20 protein-coding genes are annotated in these 20075 nt (G+C 67.6%); 8 read left to right on the top strand and 12 right to left on the bottom strand.

The window, feature by feature from the left end:
* Positions 1–21 precede the first annotated feature (21 nt).
* The 3 genes from ACFFGN_RS03670 to sigJ all read right to left on the bottom strand — a co-directional run bounded on the left by ACFFGN_RS03670 (position 22) and on the right by sigJ (position 3048).
* Positions 22–708: a YybH family protein gene (locus tag ACFFGN_RS03670; protein WP_380043835.1), complete on the bottom strand. Its 687-nt coding sequence runs from the start codon at positions 706–708 to the stop codon at positions 22–24.
* 123 nt (positions 709–831) lie between these two features.
* Complete coding sequence (locus ACFFGN_RS03665; protein WP_380043834.1) at positions 832–2022, bottom strand: NAD(P)/FAD-dependent oxidoreductase; 1191 nt, start codon at positions 2020–2022, stop codon at positions 832–834.
* Positions 2023–2103: 81 nt separating this feature from the next.
* Complete coding sequence (gene sigJ, locus ACFFGN_RS03660) at positions 2104–3048, bottom strand: RNA polymerase sigma factor SigJ (protein WP_380043833.1); 945 nt, start codon at positions 3046–3048, stop codon at positions 2104–2106.
* A gap of 345 nt (positions 3049–3393) precedes the next feature.
* On the opposite strand from sigJ, the gene ACFFGN_RS03655 reads away from it, so the two are divergent.
* Positions 3394–3939, top strand: coding sequence for a hypothetical protein (locus ACFFGN_RS03655; protein WP_380043832.1), 546 nt, complete (start codon positions 3394–3396; stop codon positions 3937–3939).
* Between the two features lie 62 nt (positions 3940–4001).
* On the opposite strand, the gene ACFFGN_RS03650 is transcribed toward ACFFGN_RS03655, so the two are convergent.
* Positions 4002–4937, bottom strand: coding sequence for an MFS transporter (locus ACFFGN_RS03650; protein ID WP_380043831.1), 936 nt, complete (start codon positions 4935–4937; stop codon positions 4002–4004).
* Between the two features lie 15 nt (positions 4938–4952).
* On the bottom strand, positions 4953–5207 hold the full coding sequence (locus ACFFGN_RS03645; protein WP_380043830.1) for a GlsB/YeaQ/YmgE family stress response membrane protein: 255 nt from the start codon (positions 5205–5207) through the stop codon (positions 4953–4955).
* 224 nt (positions 5208–5431) lie between these two features.
* On the opposite strand from ACFFGN_RS03645, the gene ACFFGN_RS03640 reads away from it, so the two are divergent.
* The gene (locus ACFFGN_RS03640; RefSeq protein ID WP_380043829.1) at positions 5432–5812 is read left to right on the top strand and encodes a DUF8819 family protein; all 381 of its coding nucleotides are present in this window, start codon (positions 5432–5434) and stop codon (positions 5810–5812) included.
* Between the two features lie 69 nt (positions 5813–5881).
* Here the strand turns inward: ACFFGN_RS03640 and ACFFGN_RS03635 are convergent, their stop codons facing one another.
* Together ACFFGN_RS03635 and ACFFGN_RS03630 are read right to left on the bottom strand one after the other, a co-directional pair.
* Positions 5882–7582, bottom strand: coding sequence for a hypothetical protein (locus ACFFGN_RS03635; protein WP_380043828.1), 1701 nt, complete (start codon positions 7580–7582; stop codon positions 5882–5884).
* Positions 7583–7761: 179 nt separating this feature from the next.
* Positions 7762–11259 carry an indolepyruvate ferredoxin oxidoreductase family protein gene (locus ACFFGN_RS03630; protein ID WP_380043827.1) on the bottom strand — a complete coding sequence of 1166 codons (3498 nt, stop codon included), beginning with the start codon at positions 11257–11259 and terminating at the stop codon, positions 7762–7764.
* Positions 11260–11415: 156 nt separating this feature from the next.
* Between ACFFGN_RS03630 and ACFFGN_RS03625 the strand changes: the two genes are divergently transcribed.
* From ACFFGN_RS03625 to ACFFGN_RS03610, 4 genes are all read left to right on the top strand, one after another.
* On the top strand, positions 11416–11865 hold the full coding sequence (locus ACFFGN_RS03625) for an Lrp/AsnC family transcriptional regulator (protein ID WP_380043826.1): 450 nt from the start codon (positions 11416–11418) through the stop codon (positions 11863–11865).
* A 66-nt stretch (positions 11866–11931) separates the two neighbouring features.
* Positions 11932–12597: a LysR substrate-binding domain-containing protein gene (locus tag ACFFGN_RS03620; protein ID WP_380043825.1), complete on the top strand. Its 666-nt coding sequence runs from the start codon at positions 11932–11934 to the stop codon at positions 12595–12597.
* A 346-nt stretch (positions 12598–12943) separates the two neighbouring features.
* Positions 12944–13495, top strand: a complete 552-nt coding sequence (locus tag ACFFGN_RS03615) for a hypothetical protein (RefSeq protein WP_380043824.1) — start codon at positions 12944–12946, stop codon at positions 13493–13495.
* Positions 13496–13574: 79 nt separating this feature from the next.
* Entirely contained in the window at positions 13575–14243 is a 669-nt protein-coding gene (locus tag ACFFGN_RS03610) for a Type 1 glutamine amidotransferase-like domain-containing protein (protein WP_380043823.1), read from the top strand.
* Positions 14244–14279: 36 nt separating this feature from the next.
* Here the strand turns inward: ACFFGN_RS03610 and ACFFGN_RS03605 are convergent, their stop codons facing one another.
* Positions 14280–15149, bottom strand: coding sequence for a winged helix-turn-helix transcriptional regulator (locus ACFFGN_RS03605; RefSeq protein WP_380043822.1), 870 nt, complete (start codon positions 15147–15149; stop codon positions 14280–14282).
* A gap of 87 nt (positions 15150–15236) precedes the next feature.
* On the opposite strand from ACFFGN_RS03605, the gene ACFFGN_RS03600 reads away from it, so the two are divergent.
* Complete coding sequence (locus tag ACFFGN_RS03600; protein WP_380043821.1) at positions 15237–16505, top strand: MFS transporter; 1269 nt, start codon at positions 15237–15239, stop codon at positions 16503–16505.
* 175 nt (positions 16506–16680) lie between these two features.
* On the opposite strand, the gene ACFFGN_RS03595 is transcribed toward ACFFGN_RS03600, so the two are convergent.
* The 3 genes from ACFFGN_RS03595 to ACFFGN_RS03585 all read right to left on the bottom strand — a co-directional run bounded on the left by ACFFGN_RS03595 (position 16681) and on the right by ACFFGN_RS03585 (position 18143).
* The gene (locus ACFFGN_RS03595) at positions 16681–16926 is read right to left on the bottom strand and encodes a hypothetical protein (protein ID WP_380043820.1); all 246 of its coding nucleotides are present in this window, start codon (positions 16924–16926) and stop codon (positions 16681–16683) included.
* A gap of 97 nt (positions 16927–17023) precedes the next feature.
* Positions 17024–17773 carry a phosphotransferase family protein gene (locus tag ACFFGN_RS03590; RefSeq protein WP_380043819.1) on the bottom strand — a complete coding sequence of 250 codons (750 nt, stop codon included), beginning with the start codon at positions 17771–17773 and terminating at the stop codon, positions 17024–17026.
* A 64-nt stretch (positions 17774–17837) separates the two neighbouring features.
* Entirely contained in the window at positions 17838–18143 is a 306-nt protein-coding gene (locus ACFFGN_RS03585; RefSeq protein WP_380043818.1) for a hypothetical protein, read from the bottom strand.
* 364 nt (positions 18144–18507) lie between these two features.
* On the opposite strand from ACFFGN_RS03585, the gene ACFFGN_RS03580 reads away from it, so the two are divergent.
* Positions 18508–19086, top strand: a complete 579-nt coding sequence (locus tag ACFFGN_RS03580; RefSeq protein WP_380043817.1) for a hypothetical protein — start codon at positions 18508–18510, stop codon at positions 19084–19086.
* Between the two features lie 132 nt (positions 19087–19218).
* Here the strand turns inward: ACFFGN_RS03580 and ACFFGN_RS03575 are convergent, their stop codons facing one another.
* Positions 19219–20010 carry an NPP1 family protein gene (locus tag ACFFGN_RS03575; protein ID WP_380043816.1) on the bottom strand — a complete coding sequence of 264 codons (792 nt, stop codon included), beginning with the start codon at positions 20008–20010 and terminating at the stop codon, positions 19219–19221.
* Between the last annotated feature and the right edge of the window lie 65 nt (positions 20011–20075).

Below are 20075 nucleotides of genomic sequence, written 5' to 3'. Positions count from 1 at the left end.
CGGTACGACGCAACAGCAGCGTCACCACCCTGGTTCTGACCCTTCAGGCGCATCCGGTTCGAGTCCCGCCAGCCCTGTGCCACGCCGCGCGTCGTACTGGAGGCCGAGATCGTCGATCACGTACGGCCGCTGCGGGAGCACCGGGCCGACGTGCTCGCCGTACCCCTGCCTGTCCGTGAGGAAGGCATCGTCGTCGGACCGGTCGTGCTGCGCGAGCGCCTGCTGATGGCGGCGCCCGAGGGTCACCCGATCGCGCACCGGGGATGCCGTGTGGATCTCTGGGGCCAGGTCGGTGATCGCTTTGCCGCTGGTGATGCTGACGGGAACGGAGATTTGATCGTGGGTGATGAGCCAGGCGCCGGCGAGTTTGCGGAAGCAGAAGGTGGCTCGGACCCAGATGCCGTTCGTGGTCGTTCCGTTCTTGAGGCTGCCGCTGAGACGGCCAAAGCCGTGGGCGAAGGCGAGATCGTCGCCGGCGGTGATCTTGAGGTCGCGAATCTCGTAGTTCACGTCCTGGAAGACCGTGAACACCCTGTCCCAGTTCTGCAGTTTGGCGGCGAGGCCGACATGTTGCAGCGGAGGATCGATGTCGAAGGAGACGACATCCGGGGCGTAGACCTGGGCCAGCACGTCGAGGTTCTTGGCGCGCAAGCCCGTGATGATGTGGTCGATCTGGCCGGTGATCGCGGCCTCGTGAGGTGGGGTCATGGTTGTGCTCGCCTTCCCTGGCTGGGGATCGCGGCTCGGAGGGCATCCGCGTTGTCGCGGGCCCACTGGGCGAAGGTGTGTGCCGGCCGGGTGGGGGCCGGCCGGCGTTCGGCTTGATCGCGTTCAGGATTGGAGTGCGGGTTCGGGGGTTGTGTTGGCTGGGGCCGGGGTTTGGGCGAGGTGCCGGCGGCGGGCGGGTTTCAGCATCATCGGGTGGGAGATGCTCCAGGCCGCGGTTTTGCAGACGAGTTCCTTGACCCGTGCGGCCGATTTTCCGGTGAGGACGGAGGGTTTGGGCTGGTCATCGGGGGTGACCCATTGCACCAGGGCGTCGGAGCGGCCGAGGCTGATGCATTGGCCGTTGTAGCCGATGGTGTTTTTCGGAACCGCGCGTCCGGTCAGGCGCGCGGCGATGGCGTCGGCGGCCAGCTGCGCGGCTGGAACGCCTGAGGCGCAAGACATCCGCAGCGGGGTGCCGTTGGCGCCGTGGGCGAAGGCGGCGTCACCGACGGCGTACACGTCGGGGTGTGAGACTGACCGCATGGTGTCGTCGACGACGATCTGTCCTGTCGGGGAAACCTCCAAGGTGGTGGCCTTGGCGATGGGGTGGACGGCGAAACCGGCTGTCCACACGGTTACCTGCGCCGGGATCTGGCGGCCGTCGGTCGTGATGACGCCGGCGGGCTGAACGCGTGCGATGTCGGTGTGTTCGTGCACGGTGATGCCGAGGCGGTCCACCGCCTGCCGCAGGTGCTTTTGGCCTTTGTCGCTCAGCCAGGCGCCGAAGACACCGCGGGCGGCCAGGGACACCTCGAGGTCTGGCCGGGCCTCCGCGATCTCGGTGACCGCTTCGATGCCGGTGAGGCCACCGCCGACGACGAGCACAGTCGCGCCTGCCTGGAGTTCGGCCAGCCGTGCGCGCAGTCGCAGCGCGGACTGCTTGCCGGCGATGTCGGTGGCGTACTCGGCGACTCCGGGCACACCGCAGGCGGCCGCAGCGCTGCCGAGGGCGTAGACGAGGGTGTCGTAGGCGATGTCTGCGGTGTTGGTGGTCACGATCTTGCGTTCGGCGTCGACCGCGGTGACCCGCGCCAGCCGGACCCGCACGCCGGTGCCCGCGAAAACGTCAGTCAGCTTGCGGGGCTTGAGGTTTTGACCGGTCGCCAGCTGGTGCATGCGCACGCGCTCGACGAACTCGGGATCGGCGTTGACGAGGGTGATCTCGGTGTCAGCGGGGTGCAGCCGCTTGGCGAGGCGTCCGGCCGCGTTGGCTCCGGCGTAACCGGCCCCGAGAACGACGATGCGGTGCGTCATGGTTCCACTCCTGTCTGGTTGGTGTCGCATCTTGAACCGGACAGCGATGCGAAACCTGACAGAAGTGGAATGTGACCTGGGTCACCAGCTTTCGACGAGTGGTTCACCGTGGTCGGAGGTGGCCCACGCGCGGGTGGCGCGTTCGAGCTTGGCGGGGTTGGCCTGGCTATGGATGGCCGTGATGCCCTCGGTGGTCACCTCGAAGGAGACGACGATGGCGACCCGGTCGCCGTCCGTCATCACCAGCGCGGGTACGCCGTTGGTGACGCCCGCGAACACCGAGGGACTGCCGCCGACCATCTCCCGCTTGGCCTCGTCGGGCGTGAACAGGGTGCGCAGGAACCTCGCCACTTTCAGCGCGCCGGTGACCGGCTTCGGCAGGGTCACGAACATGCCGCCGGTGTCACCCGCGCTGATCGCGTCGTCGGCGAGCATCTTCACCAGCGAGTCGGTGTTGCCGCTGAGCGCCGCGGCGAGGAACTCCTCGACGATCTTGCGCGCGCCGGCCGCGTCGACCTCCACGCGGGTCCGGCCGGTGGCCAGGTGCTGCTTGGCGCGCCGGTAGATCTGCTGGCAGTTCGCTTCGGTGAGGTCGAGAATCTCGGCGATCTCGCCGTGCGCGTAGCCGAACGCCTCGCGCAGGACGTACACGACCCGTTCGTTGGCCGAAAGCCGCTCCATCAGGGTGAGCATCGCGATCGAGACCGATTCGCGCTGCTCGATGGTCTCGGACGGCCCAAGCATCCGGTCACCGGCCAGGACCGGCTCCGGCAACCACTGGCCCACGTAGGTCTCGCGCTTGGCCCGCGCCGAGGTGAGCCGGTTGAGGCAGATGTTGGTGAGCACCTTCGTCAGCCACGCCTCCGGCGTCTCGACGCGCTCGTGGTCGGCGGCCTGCCAGCGCAGGTACGTGTCCTGTACCGCGTCCTCGGCGTCGGCCGCCGAACCCAGCAACCGGTACGCGATCGCCTCCAGCCGCGGCCGGGACTTCTCGAACAGTACGACCTCACGGGTATCGACCTGCATGGATCGAAGTCAATCACGGATGCAGGCGAAGGCCCTTGAAATTTTTGTCGAGGACTTACCGGGTTCTCGTGACCCAGGTCGACCACGCCCCCGTGCCGTCGAACGAGGCGTTCTGCACCGTCGAGCCGTTCACGATGACGTCTGCCGGTCGGGGGTCGTGCTGCCGTTGGCGAAGCGGACTCCCACTGTCGCGGTACCCGCCGCCGACACGTTCACAGTGAACTGTGCAGCGGCACCGGCTGCGTTGTCCGCGTTGCAGAACCCGCTGCCGGAACCGCGCATCTCGGCCGTCAGGTGACAGAGACCCGGCTCGCGGTCGCCGAGTGGCTTCGGGAGGATTGGCGCATGAACGAGGACAAGGACTTGACGGCTGAACAGGCGCGCCTCATCGAAGCCGCGGCCGAGGCGAACGCGGCCATTGAGGCCGAGCGCGTACTGCGGGAGACCGAAACCGTCACCGCGGATCCGGCAGTTCAAGAGGAATGGATCCGCCAGTCGAACCTGACCTACGGCGGCCTGGTGGGCGCCGGCCTGGTGATGGTGCAGCCGTTCCTGACCGAAACGTCGCTCGATACGTCGGCGACGGTCTGCGTCATCGCGTTCGCCGTCTCGATACCGTTGCTCGCCGCGCTCCTGGTCCTGAACCGGCAGGAGGCGTTTCGCCGTCGGACGACCAAGGCGCCGATGGTGACGGCGGCCCGGGCGATCGCCCAAGCCTCGGCGTTCGTGGGTATCACGGCGGCCTTCTGGCACATCTCGATGATTGCGGGGATCGTGTTCCTGGCCATGGGAATCCTCGCGGTCGCGGTGCACTCTTCGGGATACGTGAGCCTGGAGTACGACGCCAAGTTCCGTTCGCGGTTCCGCCGGCACAGGGCTCCCGAGGCATGATCGCTCTAGCGAGGCCGGCGCGACGGACGTCCATCACGCGCTTGAGCGGGTCAGCACCTGGTTCAAGCCGCGATGGCTACTGGGGTTGCGAGCGTGCGGACTTCCCGGACGACGAACATCGGGAGCGCGGACAGCGCCATACCGATTGTGCCGATCGCGACCGCCGCGGTGGGCCCGAAAGCGCTGCCCAGCACCCCGCCCAGCGCGGCACCGACTGGTAGCACGCCGAAGGTGAAGGTGCGATAGGCGCCGTTGCTCCGGGCCAGGGATGAGCGTGGGATCAGCAATTGGCGGATGGTCACCGACATCACGTTGGCGCCGCCGAGGCCGATTCCGGCTCCGAACTGCACCAGGCCGAGCAGAACGCCGTACTCCAAGCCACGACCGGGCAAAAACGCCAGCGCCAGCGGCACACCCGTCGACAGGGTGATCGATCCGAGCAAGGTGGGCCCATAACCGAATCGCTTCGCGGGGCGTAGCGCGATCATCGCGCCCACGAACGCGCCGACGCCACCCGCGCTCAAAGCAATGCCGTAACCACCTGGGGACAGGCCTCGCTCCTTGACCGCGAGGATCACCAGGTTGACCACCATGATCTGCGCGGCGGCGTTGTAGATCGCAACACCAAGCGTCAACGATCGCAGGAACGGGCTGACCTTGATCTGCCGCACACCTTCCCACAGACCGGGTCGCTCGTCGGTCGAGTGCGGCGCGGCTTCAGCGCGACGCGCGGCAGCGATGCCGACCGCGCTCGCCAGATAGGAGATCGCGTCGACCAGCAACGCGATTGCGGGTCCAAGCAATTGCACCAACAGGCCGGCCAAACCCGGACCACCCACCTGGGCAGCCGTCGAGGATCCCTGCAACGCTCGGTTCGCGGCCGGCAAGTCCTGCTCAGCAACAAAATCCGGCAGATAGGCGAACGACGCGATGTCGAACACCTCTTCTGCTTTGGCCTGCCGCGACGTGGCCCCGACCAAAATTCTGGTCGGGGCCACGAACAACTATCTGGCTCAGGCCTTGTTGCGGGAGGTCAAGGCCTCCGCGGTTCCAACCAGGGCGACGGACGCGATGACGGCCACCACGAAGCCGAGTACGTTCAGTTCGAAGATGTCGCCGGTGCCGAGCAGGTTGGCGATGACGCCACCGATGACGGAGCCGACCAGGCCCAGCAAGAGTGTGGCGATCCAGCCGAGGTTCTGCTTGCCCGGCTTGATCAGGCGCGCGAGCGCACCGATCACCAGTCCAGCAACGATGAAGCCGATCATCAGGCGGTTCTCCAATCAAAGGGCGATGCGTGCTTGCGGCCACTAGTCCTTGTGGCTCATCGGGCCCTTCACCTTGTGCCCAAAGATCTTCCAGCTAACCGCCCAAGCACGCCGTAGGCATTCCTGAAGATGAGCGGCGTACGTAAGGATCACGTTCGGCATACCCTCGATGGCGCCACCGGGTCGAGAACCTGGGCGGGGCGCACGCTGGCAGACTGACTCGGGTGAATACTCCCTTCGAGGCCGCGCTGGAGTTGGTCGTGCGGGATCTCCGGAACACCGGTGGGATCACGTTGCACCTGCTGCCGGAGCCAGTCGACAGCGATCCGTCGTACGAGTCGGTGTGGATGCTGTCGGGCCGTACGGCGCGTACCGGGCTGCTCGCGCCGATCGAGATGGCACCACCCGACCGGATCGTGCATATCGCCGATCAGGTGCAGGAGTTCGTCCTCGAGGAACTTGGCCGCCTCGGCCTCCCGGCCACCTGGCCCGAATGTCCGGAACACCCCGATTCCCATCCGCTCACCCCGACCCAGTCGCCCGGTCGCCCGAGTTGGGTGTGCCCGAAGTCCGGCCACACCATTGCCGCGATCGGCCAGTTGTGACTTGGCCAGCGGGTCCGCCCGCAGGCCCGCCAGTGGCAGGCGGCCGATCGACCGCCTACGAGAACGGGCTCAGCCTCTGGCGACGGTGTAGGTGGCTGAGCCGGCGTCGGCGTGGCGTGGATCAACCACTAGCGAGTAGGTGCCGGCGGTTGGGACGGTGTAGGTGAGGGTGCTGGCCTTGGCTAGCGACATCGAGGTGAGGCGGGTGCCGGCGGCGTTGCGCAGTTCGACGGTGCCGAGGTTGGAGGGGTAGGTCGAGGCGGTGATGGTGGCCTTGATGCGGAGGTTTGCCGTTGCGGTGAAGTTGATCCGCGCGCCTTGGCCTGGCGTGGTTGCCGCACTCGCTGCCGCGCCGCCGACCGTGGCGGTCTTGACTACGTCGGCACCGACCGCGTGAAGGCGGAGAGTGGCGCCGGTGGCGGCATTCAGGCGCGGAGAGATCCGTACGCTCCACGTCCCGGCAACCGGCGCCGCTGTCGTATCGAACAGCTGCCCGCCGTTGCTCGCGTAGCAGTTCGCCGTCTTCTCCCGGGTGCCGTCAGGCCGCAACAACTCGAACGTGACCGCGACATCGTGGCTGGCGTTGGCCAGCGTGCAACCAACGAAGTACCGCTGCCCGGCCGTGAGGGCGAACCGGACGACCGCCTTCTGCCCGATGGCAAGGCTCATCGAGGGACTGGCGCCGAGGCTGGAGTCCACCACGTGGTCGGCTGGTACGGATAGCACGCGCAGAGTCGGCTTACGGATGTACGAGCGTTTCGGGTCGATCTCGACCGACCAGCTGCCGGCGGACATCGCCCGGGTGTCGAAGAGGATGCCGCGATCGAATTCCCCGCAGAAGCCGACCGCCTTGCTTCCGTCCGGGCCGACCAGCAGGAAGGTCTGATCGTTGTCTTCCGCGGCGATTCGTACGCAGGTGATGACGATGCGCTGCCCCTCAGTGGCGGTGAAGGTCATTCGCTGGTTCTGCCCGGGCACAGAGTTACCCACGGCAACGGCCGCGCCGTCTACCACGGCCGGGATGACCGCGTCGGCGGGGATGGTGTTGACCGCGAAGTCGAGTACGCCGGTACGGAAGCTGGTCGGGTCGACGAGCACGCGGTACTCCCCTGTCTGGGGCAGCGTGTATCGGTCTACCTCGTAGTCGAGCCAGGACGCCCACAACATGTCGTCGTACATCAGGGTGCCGTCCGGCGCCCACATCGTCACCGCGCCACTGGTCACCGCGGCTGAATCCAAGTGGAAGTGCACGAACTGGCCGGCGGTTCCCGTGAACCGGACTTCGGCCAGCTGTCCGCGCTTGGCGATTGTCAGCTTTGCGGTCGGCCCATCGATCGTTGCCGAGCCCGTCGCGGGCACGGGCACCGAGTTCACCTGGGCCGTGTAGGTACCCACTCTCGTACCGCCCGGGTCTACGGTGATCGTGTAGGTCCCGGTCGTGGGCAGTACCACCACATCGACGAACCCGCTCGGCAGCAACCCGACGTACGACCCTGCCGTGCCGAGCTGCTCGCCGGCCGGCCCAGTGAGTACGGCGCCGTTCACGAGACTCGTCGGACCATCCGAGCCGAGCGCGGTGAACACCTTCTGCCCGGCCGTACCGCTGAAGGTGAACTTCGCCTTCGACCCGGCCACGGTCGTCGTATTGCTCACCACCGGCCCGTCGACCACTATCGGCTTGACCGGATCGGCCGCCGGCACCGCGACCGCCCCAGGCGCGAACCCGAAGCCGGCGAGAAGGACAGCGACAGCCAGCACGACCCTGCGCATGCGCGACATGAATTCCCCCAGGCGGAGCGGCCGAAAGGCCTTATGAGCAACGGATCCCACTGCCCCGGAACCCTAGAAGCGCACCCTCATCCACAGCAAGCAATCTGCACGTTGCTGCAACCCCATGCAGCACCCAGACCACCCACGGAGCCGCCTCGGCCGCCGGGTTCCAGGAGGGGCTACCGCTGCGCGGGCGGCTCGATACCTAGGTTTTGCAGGGCGTCGGCGTAGCGCTCGATGTTGCGCAGCTTGACCGACTCGTAGCCACGGACCAAGTCGGGCAGGCTCGCGACCTGCACTGCGCGCTCGTACGACGTGAGGTCCAGCTCGGCGGCCAACTTGGCGACGGTCGCGCGGTAGTGGTCCCGCAGTTCGCGCTCGACCCTGCGGAGATGCGCGTAGCCGAACAGGTCGGCGCGAGTCCCGCGCAGCGGCTTGAGCCGCGCGAGGACGCGTAGCGCGCCGTGGGACTTGGGCCCGAAGGACATCTTCTTCGTACGACCCATCGCCCGCAGCACCGGCGGGTGCAGCTTGAAGGACACCACGCCACCGGGGAAGGACTCCCCCGTGCTGTCGAGGAACTCCTGGTCGGTGAGCAGCCGGGCGACCTCGTACTCGTCCTTGTACGCCGTCAGCTTGAACAGGTTGCGGGCGACCGCCTCGGTGAAGCGCGTCTCGGTGGTGACCGCCTGCTCGGCGGCCGCGATGCGCGCGACGAAGTCGACGTACGAGTCGGCGAGCTTCACGTTCTGGTAGGCGACGAGGTCGGCGGCGCGCTGGGAGACGAGGCGGAGTACCTCGCCCTGGAGGCCGGAAGCCGCGACCGAGGCCGGTACGACGCGCTCCGCCGCCGGGGTGGGCACCGTTCCGGCGGCGCGGAACGCGGCGGGGTCGGTGACGGCCGCGCGGCCCCAGCGGAACGCGGCGATGTTCGCGGCGACCGCGGTGCCGTTGATCTCGATGGCTTCCTCGATGGCAGCGGCGGGGAGCCGGAGGGCACCGGTCTGGTAGGCGGCGCCGACCAGCAGGAAGTTCGCGGCAATGGTGTTGCCGAAGATCCGCTCACCCGCCTCAAGGGCGTCGAAGTCGAACATGTCCCGCCCTGCGGTGCGCACCCGCGCCAGCAGGCCTGCCTCCTCCGGATGCTGGACGGACGGGTCGTACACCATCGCGCCGGTCGCGGTACGGCTGGTCGAGACGACGATCCGCGTCGACGCAACGTTGCCATAGGCAAGGTTCCGGTCTTCGGCGAGCGTGAGCAGGTCGAATCCGAGCAGGCAGTCCGCAGAGCCCGGCGTGAGTCGGTTGGCTGGTTCGAGGTCGCCGTCGGCAAACCGCAGGTGGCCGGTGACCGGACCAGCCTTCTGACTCAAACCGGTCTGGTCGAGCGACTCGACGGCATAGCCGGCCCGGAACGCGGCGGTGGCGAGCACCTGGTTCACCGTGACGATGCCGGTGCCGCCGATGCCGGCCATGAATACGTTCTGGGTACCGGCGATCCGGTCCTCGGCGCTGCTCGGCGCAACCGAAGGCGGCGCCGGGAAGGACGCCCGCTTCTTCTTACTGGTGCCCTTACGAGTACGGCGAGGCGCGGTCTCAACCGTCACGAATGACGGGCAGTCGCCGTCGAGACAGCTGAAGTCGGTGTTGCAGGAGGTCTGCTCGATGCGGGTCTTACGGCCGTACTCGGTGTCGACCGGCTGGACCGACAAGCAGTTGCTCTTCACACCACAGTCGCCACAACCCTCGCAGACTGCCTCGTTGATGACGACGCGTTGGGTACGGGCAGGCAGAGTGCCGCGCTTGCGCTGGCGGCGGGCATCGGCGGCGCAGTGCTGGTCGTAGATCAGCACGGTGACGCCAGGGATCTCCCGCAACATGTGCTGCGCCTCGTCGAGGCGGTCGCGGTGCCAGAGCAGGGTGCCGTCGGCAAGGTCGCGGCGGCGGTGCCGTTCCGGTTCGTCGGCGCAGACGATGATCTTCTGCACGCCTTCGGTACGCAACTTGTGCGTCAACTGCGGCACGGTCAACGCGCCTTCGGCGTCCTGGGCGCCGGTCATCGCGACGACGTCGTTGTAGAGCACCTTGTAGGTGATGTTCACGCCGGCGGCGATGCAGGCCTGCACCGCCAGCTGGCCGGAGTGGAAGAAGGTGCCGTCGCCAACATTCTGGAAGATGTGGCCCGCGTCGGTGAACCAGGCCTGGCCGATCCACTGCGCCCCTTCGCCACCCATCTGGGTGACACCGGTGACGGCGCTGTCCTCGCGATCGGAGATGGTGACCATGGCGTGACAGCCGATACCGCCGCCGCCCATCGACCCCTCGGGCAGCGCGGTGGAACGGTTGTGGGGGCAACCACTGCAGAAGTACGCCGACCGGCTGGTCGACAGCAGCGGAAGCTGGATCCGTTTCGCGGCCGGCGGCGTGATCGCGACCAGGTCCGCAAGTACGTGCCGCATCGGGGACAGCAGACGGCCCGAGGTGAGTTCGCCATCAGCGGGGATCAGCGCACGGCCCACGGCGTCACGCTTGCCGAGGATCTGCGGAGCGTTCGGAGTGCCGTAAAGGATCTCGCGGATCTGGGTCTCGACGAACGACGTCTTGTCCTCGACCACCACGATCCGGTCCAGCCCAGCGGCGAACGAGTGAATGGTGCCGGTGGCAACGGGACTCATCAGCCCCAGTCGCAGTACCCGAATGCCCGCCTGGGCAAGCGCTTCGTCGGTGACGCCGAGGTCGGTCATTGCCTGCCGCATCGAGTCGTAACAGCTGCCCGAGGCAACAAACCCGACCTTCGCGTGGGGCGGGTCGATGTCAAGCACGTCGATGCCGTTGGCAACGGCGTACGTGCGAACCAGTTCGGTCCGGGGCCCGACAAGATCCGCTTCGGCGCGCACGATGGCGTCGGGGCGGAGGACCATCGGGCGCTGCTCGTAGCGGTAGGGCTTGCCCTCCCACTCGATCGCGGGCACGACCGGGGCCACGTCGCTCGCGGCGCTGCCGACCGCCCAGGCGCCGTCGGCAACGTCCGCGACGATCTTGATCGCGACGACGCAGCCCGACGTCCGCGACATCTCGATCGCGTGCAGGCCGAGCGTCACGATCTCGGCGGCGTTGCGCGGGAAGAGCACCGGAATGCCCAGCGTGGCCAGCGATCGCTCGCTCACCGCCGGCACGGTCGAGGACTTCGAGGCCGGATCGTCACCGACCAGGAGTACGGCGCCACCGTGCGGATTGACGCCGTACATGTTCGCGTGGCGCAACGCGTCCGTGGCGCGGTCCACGCCCGGGCCCTTGCCGTACCAGAAGCCGGTGACGCCGTCATGAGTGCCGTTACCGAGCGGCAGGTCGATCTGGCTGCCCCATACCGAGGTCGCGGCCAGTTCCTCGTTGAGGCCGGGCACGAACCGGATGTCGTTCTCGTCGAGCACTTCGCGCAGATCCGCCAGCAGCCGGTCGAGCCCGCCGAGCGGACTGCCCTGGTAGCCGGAAACGAAGGACGCGGTACGCATTCCCCGGCGCCGGTCGAGCGCGCGATGTTCGACCAGCAGCCGCGCGATCGCCTGTACGCCGGTCAGCAGCGTCGGCGGACCGGACGGACGGAACCGATCGGCGAGGTCGTACGGCGCCACGGTGCGGCGCTCCACGGTGATCTCGTCGGGGGCGATGGTCGTCATCGGCTCTCCAGGGGTGCGCGGCGGTTCCCCCGAGCCTGAGGTCTACGCGAGCGGCCGACAAGGTTGATCGTTGAGTTTGGCGACGATCCGCAATGTTCGTCACGGCCTGCGGGCGATCTGCGCAAGATAGTGCGCCTACGGAGTAAGGTTTGTTGCGTGACCGATCAAGCGATCCTGGATCAGACCGATCGAAAAATCCTCGATCTCCTCCGGGAAAACGCTCGCCGCCCACTCCGCGAGATCGCGACCGCGGTCGGTCTCACCGTCGCGCCGGTGCAGCGGCGGATCGCGCGACTGGAGAAGCTCGGCGTGATCGAGCGGTACACCGTGAAGATCAACCACGGCCGGATCGCGACCGGCATCGAGGCGATGACCGAACTCCACTTCGCCGACGACCTCGATCTCGCGCAGATCATGGAATTCGTCGCGCAGATCCCCGAGGTCCAGGAGGTGCTCACCCTCGCGGGTGACCCAGACGCCTTGGTTCGAATCCAGGTCGAGGGCGTCGAAGACCTGCGCCGCGTCGTCAGCTCCCTGCGGTCCGCCGAAGCCATCGCCAGCACCAAAACCCTCGTGGTCCTCGAACAATGGACCCGCCGCGGCTGATCACGCCGGCCGGTGGGCGCGTGATCAAGACGGGTCCCGGGCTCGGTATAGCCTCTGCTGGCCGACATGGACGACCTGATCACCAGCAGCTCCAAGTACGACGGTGTGGCCAGCCCGCTGCGACTCGGATCGGTCAGCACCGTGACCTTCGTCAGCTGGCTGTCCCGGCTCGAACGGGAGCTGGAAGGGCGCGAGATCCGGCCCCAGGTCGATCCGTGCGGCGGGTCGCTGACGGACCTGCTCGCCGCCGACGTACTGGACATCGCCATGCTGATGGTCTGCGACGAGGCCCACGCGCCGCCGTGCCCATCGGGCGTCAACGAACGCAAGATGGTCGACCCCGAACCGGCGCTCATCATCATGGCCGCCGACCACCGGCTGGCCGGTCAACCGCGGGTCAGCCTGACCGACCTGGCCGACGAGACCTGGATCGTGCCGCCCGCGGGCAGACGAGACGGCGCGATCGCCGCTCAGCGAGCCGCCTGCGAGGCCGTGGGCTTCACCCCGCACTTCCGGGCCGACGAGCTCGGCCACCACGAGGTCGAACAACTGATCGCCGCCGGCGGGGAATCGCGACCTGCGCACCCACGATCGACCCGCTGCCGGGCACTGTCGTCGTACCGCTGGCCGACCACAGCCTGGACTTCCGCCGGGTCCTGCGCTGGCGCCCCGAACGCATCGCGCCGCACGTCGTGGATGCGGTCCCCCGCGCCTTCCGTACGCCCAAGGTGAGCCGTCGTTCCGTGCGCCCACGGTGAGCCGTCGTTCCGTGCGCCCACGGTGAGCCGTCGTTCCGGGACGCCGCGTATTCCGACCGTCGGCGGTCGGAATGGGGGGTGGACGTGCGAAATCTGACGGGTCCACCCCCTAGTCCGACGGTCGACGGTCGGAATACGGGGACCGGACGCGGCCGGGCGACCCGAATGCGTCTACCACTCACCTGGGCCCGTCGAGCCGACGTGCCTACGAGCCGGCGTGCCTACGAGCCGACGTGGCCTACGAGCCGGCGTGCCGCACGCCGGCAGGAGCGCATTCCCGGACGGGCCGGCGCTGATTGTATGAGTGGATTGTACGGATTGTGCGTGTTCATGTTCCATGGCCGGTACTACCGTCCGAAGAGCCCGAAGTTTTGCTGGCTCTGGGGAATGAGGTACGGATAATGGCCATTTCACGATTACGCCGGGTTGCCGGTGGTGCGGTACTCGCGAGCGCCGTTGTCGCGGCGGGATTGTCGCCGGTCCAGACCGCGGTGGCCGATCCCGTGGCTTCGTCGTACATCTGGAAGTGGGGCTATTACGGCACCGGCGCGCAGTGCCAGATCACCGCGTCGATGGGACGGTATTCGGTCAACGGCAAAGTGAACCTGCGCGGCACCTTCCACGGCTGCGCGGCACCACGGAACGGCGCAGGCTACGGCGTTCTCACCGTGATGGCGACCTCACCAGTGCGAATGGGCGGATCGGTCGGCGCACCGGTCTGCGCCGGGGCGAACTATTGCACCAAGACGGTCGCAATTCCTTTCACCGGCACAAAAACGTACTGCGGTCACGTCTCCTTCCAAGATGACGGGCATTTCCGTCGCCACGGCCGCGACCCCTACCTCTACGCGTGCGCCGAAGTATCCAGGTAACCTCGAGCGGTCGTGGTTGCGCGACAATCGCACAACCACGATCAGCAATTCCACCAAACCACTCGATCTGGGAGGCGTTGTGCAGCTCCTGCTCACTTCCGGAGGCGTGACGAACGACAGCATTCGCGATGCACTGATCGACCTTCTGGGCAAGCCGATCTCCGCGTGCCGTGCGCTCTGCATTCCCACGGCGCAGTGGGGCCATCCGATGCTCGGGCCCGCCTCGGTGCGACGCTTCGTCGCCGGCGAGGCTCCGTGGCACACGATGACGAGCTTGGGCTGGGCGTCCTTGGGGGTCCTGGAGCTCACCGCCCTGCCCAGCATCGGCGAGGAGCGGTGGGTGCCGTGGGTCCGGGAGGCCGACGTCTTGCTGGTGGATGGCGGCGACGCGACGTACCTGTGCCACTGGATGCGGCAATCGGGGCTGTCGGAGGTCATGTCGTCGCTGCCCGACACGGTCTGGGCCGGCATGAGCGCCGGCAGCATGGTGATGACACCGCGGATCGGCGACGACTTCGTCTCCTGGCCGTCTGCCCCCAACGACCGCACGCTCGGAGTCGTCGACTTCTCGATCTTCCCGCACCTGGACCACGAACTCATGCCGCAGAACACCATCGCCGAGGCAGAGAAGTGGGCCGCCGGCATCGCCGGTCCGGCGTACGCCATCGACGACCAGACCGCCATCAAGGTGTACGACGGCACGGTTGAGGTCATCTCCGAAGGACACTGGCAGGCTTTTCCCGGATAGCCACTTTTCCCGGATAGCCACCGAACTGAGCGGGATTCAGCGCGTCCAGGTGGTTACCAGGGCAAGCATCTCTTGCACGGAGCCCTGCGGGTCGGTGATCGGGGCTTGCACGTGCCGTACGACGCCCGCGTGGTCGAGGAGGATCGTGACGCGCTTGAGCCATTCGCCGCCACTGGCACGGAACACCGGCAGCCTGAGCGCTGTTGCGGCGCGGCCATCTTGGTCCGAGGCGAGCAAATAGGGCAGCTTGGCGTGCTCCGCGAAGGCGGCCTGCTGGTCGGGCCGCTGGCTGCTCACACCGACCACCTGGGCGCCTGCGGCCACGAAGTCATCATGGGCCTTCGCGAAGGACAGGCACTCCAACGTGCAGCCACGCGCGCCGGGGATGTCGCCCCATCCTGGCGGATAGCCGTTCGCATGAGGTGGCCAAGCCGCCGGGAAGAAGAACACCACTGTCGGCCGGTCCCCTGGCAGCGCGATGGGTACGCCGTCGTGACCGACCAGTTCCAGGGACGGTAACCGGGTCCCGACAAGTCGCTCGAGGCGCTGGACCTCAGGGCTCGCCGGCGCGGCGCTGGCCGAACCGTCGCCCATCACATGCCGCGTGCCGAAGTCCTGCAGCGCGAGCAGCACCGGCAACAGCCCCTCGCCCATGGACGTCAGGACGTAGTCGTAGCGCGGCGGCCGATCCGAATACGCGCGCCGCTGCAGAATCCCCTGCTCCACAAGGCGTACCAGCTTCTCCGCCAGCGCGCGCCGGCTGATACCGAGCTCGCGTTGCAAGGCGTCGAACCGGGTCACCCCGGCGGCGGTTTCCCGGACCACCAGCAGCGTCTGCCAATCGCCGACCACGCTCAGCGCCTGCGCGATACCGCAGTCGGTCTCCGTCAGGTCCTCGTGGCGCACGGAGTCACCTCCTGGGGAATCGGCGTGGCGTCGACCGCCATTCTCGCATAGGGTTCCAATTCGGAACTCACTCAGACAGGGAGCACGATGAGGCGCGACGCCGGGGCGTTCTGGAACTACTGGGGCGCGAGCACGCTCAGCAGCACGGGTACGGCGGTGACCGCCGTCGCGCTACCGCTCACCGCGGTCACGGTGCTCGACGCGACGCCGTTCCAGCTCGGCCTGGTCGCGGCCGCGTCGTACCTCGCCTGGGCCCTGATCGGCCTGCCCGCCGGCGTCATCACCCAGCGCCTCCCCCTTCGCCGTACGCAGATCGCCTGTGACCTCGTCCGGGCCGCCGCGATCGCGTCGGTTCCGCTCGTGTGGTGGCTCGGATACCTGTCCATCGGCCAGCTCGTCGCGACCGCGCTGGTCATCAACTTCGCCGAGGTCCTGTTCTTCGCCGCCAGCTCGACGTTCATGGTCTCGGTGGTTCCGAAGGACGAGCTCAACGCCCGCAACAGCCTGATGTCGGGCACGCACGCGGTGACCCAGCTGGGCGGACCGTCGCTGGGCGGTTTGCTCGTGCAGCTGATGGGCGCGGTGCCGGCGTTGTTCGTCGACGCCGTGTCGTACGTCGCTTCCGCGGTGCTGCTTCGGCGCCTGCCCGAACGCAATCCGGTGGACTCGGACCAAGCGCGTACGACTATGCGGGCCATGATCGCCGACGGCTGGCGGTTCGTGTCCCGCCATCCGGTGATGGCTCCCGCGACCTGGTGGGCCTGCGTGGTCAACTTCGTCTGCGGCGCGCAGATGGCACTGTTCGCCATCTACCTGGTGCGGGATCTCGAAGCCCCGCCCGGCGTGGTTGGACTGCTGCTGGCGACCGAAGGCGTCGGCGCGCTGATCTTCGCGGCCCTCACTCCGTGGCTGGTCCGGCGGATCGGTTCGGCGCGCGTGCTGCTCGCCGAAGGCCTGCTTGGCGCCGTGGCGGCCATGATCATCCCGTGGGGACACGGCGTGACCGGCTGGATCTTCTTTGCCATCGGCAACTGTCTGTTCGCCGGATCGGTCGTACCGGGCAGCGTCGTCACTCGCACCTACCGTCAGGTGGCCAGCCCGCCGGAGTTGCTCTCGCGGGTGATGGCGACCGTACGGTTCGTGTCGTGGGGGTTGATCCCGGCCGGTGGGTTGGCTGCCGGCGCGCTGGCGGAACTGGTCGGCGTACGGACAACCCTGCTGCTCACCGCACCCTTGATGCTGCTCGGTCCCCTGCTGGTTTGGGCCAGCCCGATCCGCCGCCTACGCAACCTCGAGGACTACGGCACCGACTCAACAGCCGCCGGCCCTGAGCATGCCGGCGCCAAGCGTTCCTGATGGCGTCCTGGCCCGGTAGTTAGCGCCTGCGATCGTGGGGTACCGACGGGCATGCCTACAGCGATTGTGACCGGACCGGTAGCCATCTCCCCAACAGCAACTGGCGCCGGCCGTAATCCTCACGACGGCGCTTCGCGGTAGCCCCAACCACTACCCGGGGCCGTTGCGGAACGCTCTAGCGATGGGTGGTGGACTCGGCTGCCCGGAGGCGGTTGGTTGCGTCGACCTCCACGCTGGCGCGGTACGTCGTACCTGGTGCGGTACCGCTGCCGCCGTGTGCCAAGGCGCCCTTCAGCCGTACGAGCCGGGTACCCGTCAGTACGGCGCCGAGCGCCCGGCCGTTCGCGTAGAACAACCCGTAGGCCAGCGGAACGCCGAGCACCACGCTGCCCGTACTCCACCCGTACTCGGGCGAACCCACGCCCGGCTCTGGAAATGGCCAGCCGGACGGGCGAAGACCGACCACCTGACATCGACGGCGCCGGCAGCGTCCAGGTAGCGCGCTCGGCGGCGTGGCCTCACATCCGGGATCTGAGTACGTCGAACTCGCAGCCGGGCGAGTTCGGGTCGAAGCCGTGCTCGACCAGCCAGCGCGAAGCCCCGAGGCTTCGCAATGACCACCATGCACGGACCACGTCGAGGTCGATGTCACTGCCGTAACCGACGGCCACGTCAGCGAGGCGATCCTCGTGTCCGAGCGTCAGGATGGCCAGGTCGAACATCGCATCTCCCTGGCTCGCCTCGGACCAATCGATGATGCCGGTGACCTCGTCGCCGTCGACAAAAACGTGGCTGATCTGCAGATCCCCGTGCGTGAACACCGGTTTCCACGGCCGGAGCGCGGCCTCGGCGATCTCACGGTTTCGCTTGACCAGGTCGGCGGGAAGTACGCCGGTGGAGATGAGCCAATCGCATTCGCCGTCGAGGTGCGCTGCGATCTCGTCGCGGCTCTTTCGCCCGGGCCACGGTGGTAGCGGCGCGTCGTGCAATCTTCGGATGGCGGCACCCGCCGCGGCCCACGCCGCTGGTGACGCGGGCGACGGCTCACCCAGGCGGCCAAGTGCCGTCCCGGGCACGGCGGCGATCGCGAGCACCGGCGGCTTCCGCCACAGAATCTCCGGAGTCGGGACCGGCGCCAGCGCCATCGCCTCGACCTCAACGTCGATATTCGCCTGGTCGGAGTCGATCTTCAGGAACACGTCGCCAACGCGCAGAGTCACCCGCTCGTTATGGGCAACAACAACCTCGACCTCATCCACGCCGGTCATTATCGCGGCCACTCCCATCAACGTCACCGGAATTTGCCGCCCCCAGCGGTCGGCTGCCCCAGGCCTAGCCGCCGTCTCCTTCGGCGATGAGGACGATCACGTCGGTGTCCTTGGCGAGGTACGCGCGGCAGGCATATCCAGACGTGCCGGATACGACGCGATCCAGGTCCGCGCCGGTCTGCCAGGGACCACTCGGCAGTGCGCTGCGTAAAGCCGCGGTGATGGCGGGTACGGCGGTCGTCACGACGCCACTCTTGCGTAGGGTTCGCGCGGTTTCGGGCTGGAGGGTGACGATGGCGTCGATCCAGTAGGAGGAAGGTCCTGGGACGCGCTGATCGCCCAATACGCCGGCCTGCCACGACGCTCGCACCGGCGTTCCCAGCGCGGTGAAACGTCGCTTGATCGGAGCAAGGTCGGTTCGAACGTCGCCACTTGGTCGAGCGTGCGCGGTCGCGGCAGCCGTCGGCGTACCTTGACTCCGCGCTGCGTCCTCCCCCGTGCCGCACCCGGCTGAAACGACCACTAGACAGGCCGCTGCGAACGATGCTGCTCCCCTGCGCAGCTGGGCTTTCGATCTCATCGGTTTCCCTCGGTTGGTGGTCGGGGTCGATCCTCCCTGATGCAAGGGGCAGCTGCCGGGACCTTCATCGGGATGTGCCCCAACCGCGACCCGATAGCTGACTACCATCGGCGTTTCGCGGACGATCCGCGCCGACGGCTTGAAGGAGTGACACGTGTCGCGTGCACGAGTGGTCGTGTTGCTGGCGGCCGTCGCGGTTGTTGTCGTGGTTTGTGCCGTGACCTGGTGGGACCCGTTCAACCTTCGGTACCAGGGTTTCCTGGTCGCCGCATCGACAGGCCTGGCGGTAGTCTCCGTCGCCACCGTGGCAGCCCTCGTATGGCGCCGCCGCGCGATCCGGATCGCCGCCGTCGTACTCGGCGCTGTGGGGCTCGTCTTTGCCGGTGGTACGGCGTGGTTGGCCGCCGAGCTTTCGCCGCAGGGGCCCGCGAAGGACCGGGTGGCATCGCCGGACGGCCGCTACGAACTCGTACGTGTGAGAGGCGTCGTCGGGTCCGAGGTACGTCTGCGCCGTGATCGCGGTCTGCTATCGCAGGAAACCGTCGTCTGGTACGACGATGGCGGCAGCCGCAACGGTCAGGACAGCGGAACCGTCATTCCGACCTTCCGCTTCGTGGACGCCCATTCGGTCGAGGTAACAACTTCCGACACCTGCATCCACCGATCACCCTTCAACCGCAAAACCCTGCTCCTGCTGGACTCCGCACGCCCGTTCCGTTCAAGCACCTGCTGACCGATCGAGCCCGCCCGGCCGATCGGCGGCGCCCCGGCAGAACCCGCGAGTGGTCACGTCCAAACGCGACCACTCGCGGGGATGGAGGAGTCTCGGCCGGAGGCCGTCCGGCGTGGCTGCTCGCCTCAGGTGTCAGCCGTTGGGGTTGAAGGGGATGCCGGACGGCTTGGCACGGCTCAGTTCGGTTGGGAATCGGCTGTCGCGCAGCGGGAAGTTGGCGTCGCCCCACGAGGCGTTGTTCAGCTTGGTCCGCAGATCGCTGCGGAGATTCGTCCAGCTGAGCAGAGCCGGTTCATCCCAGCGCCCGCCGCCCCAGGCCTCCGGCTGTTCGCCGGATCCCGCGAACCGCATGATGTGCGTAAGGCCGCCGTCCTTGTGGTAAACCGCCCGGACCCGAATACCGCTCTTGTTCGGGACGTTGCTCCACGACCTGGTCTCATACTTGCCGTGCCGGGACACGGATACGAAGCGAGGGGTCGACTGGTGCTCCGGCACCCACACCACGACGCCTTCCCAGTCGTGGCGGTGCGACGTGGCGGTGCAACCGGCGCAGCTCATGTCCTTCTCGAAGTACAGCGCATAGGCGATCGCGCACCAGCCGTTGTTGCATTTGGACCGGGCATAGGTGTTGGCCTTGCCGAGGTGATTGCTTCGGCACTGTCCGGTGACAGGGCCACTGTCATCGAGGCCGCCGTTCAGCCGGCCGTTGCCGTCGATCGCCGCGACCGGAAGGCAACCATCACCGTCATAGTCGAAGAACGGCTGGTACGACCGCTGGAAGCTGGTGGCATTGGCCGGCAGCGGCGTCAGCACCGCGGCGGATGCACTGGTGGTCTGGCCGATGGCCAAAACGGTAGCGATGCCGACAGCCAATAGGACCTTGGCAACACGGGATGGAAGTCCAGCCTTCTCTGCGGGCAACATGCGCGCATACTCCGATCACTCGTTGGGTAATGAATTACGTACAGCCGAGCCGAGACTAACCAGCG

Source organism: Kribbella deserti, from assembly GCF_042434725.1.
Taxonomy (GTDB): domain Bacteria; phylum Actinomycetota; class Actinomycetes; order Propionibacteriales; family Kribbellaceae; genus Kribbella; species Kribbella deserti.
This window is presented reverse-complemented; position numbering and strand designations above follow the sequence as displayed.

Coding starts and splice junctions, on each gene's coding strand:
- ACFFGN_RS03670 (WP_380043835.1), bottom strand. CDS start 708: ATGACCCCACCTCACGAGGCCGCGATCACCGGCCAGATCGACCACATC.
- ACFFGN_RS03665 (WP_380043834.1), bottom strand. CDS start 2,022: ATGACGCACCGCATCGTCGTTCTCGGGGCCGGTTACGCCGGAGCCAAC.
- sigJ (WP_380043833.1), bottom strand. CDS start 3,048: ATGCAGGTCGATACCCGTGAGGTCGTACTGTTCGAGAAGTCCCGGCCG.
- ACFFGN_RS03655 (WP_380043832.1), top strand. CDS start 3,394: ATGAACGAGGACAAGGACTTGACGGCTGAACAGGCGCGCCTCATCGAA.
- ACFFGN_RS03645 (WP_380043830.1), bottom strand. CDS start 5,207: ATGATCGGCTTCATCGTTGCTGGACTGGTGATCGGTGCGCTCGCGCGC.
- ACFFGN_RS03635 (WP_380043828.1), bottom strand. CDS start 7,582: ATGCGCAGGGTCGTGCTGGCTGTCGCTGTCCTTCTCGCCGGCTTCGGG.
- ACFFGN_RS03630 (WP_380043827.1), bottom strand. CDS start 11,259: ATGACGACCATCGCCCCCGACGAGATCACCGTGGAGCGCCGCACCGTG.
- ACFFGN_RS03620 (WP_380043825.1), top strand. CDS start 11,932: ATGGACGACCTGATCACCAGCAGCTCCAAGTACGACGGTGTGGCCAGC.
- ACFFGN_RS03600 (WP_380043821.1), top strand. CDS start 15,237: ATGAGGCGCGACGCCGGGGCGTTCTGGAACTACTGGGGCGCGAGCACG.
- ACFFGN_RS03590 (WP_380043819.1), bottom strand. CDS start 17,773: ATGACCGGCGTGGATGAGGTCGAGGTTGTTGTTGCCCATAACGAGCGG.
- ACFFGN_RS03575 (WP_380043816.1), bottom strand. CDS start 20,010: ATGTTGCCCGCAGAGAAGGCTGGACTTCCATCCCGTGTTGCCAAGGTC.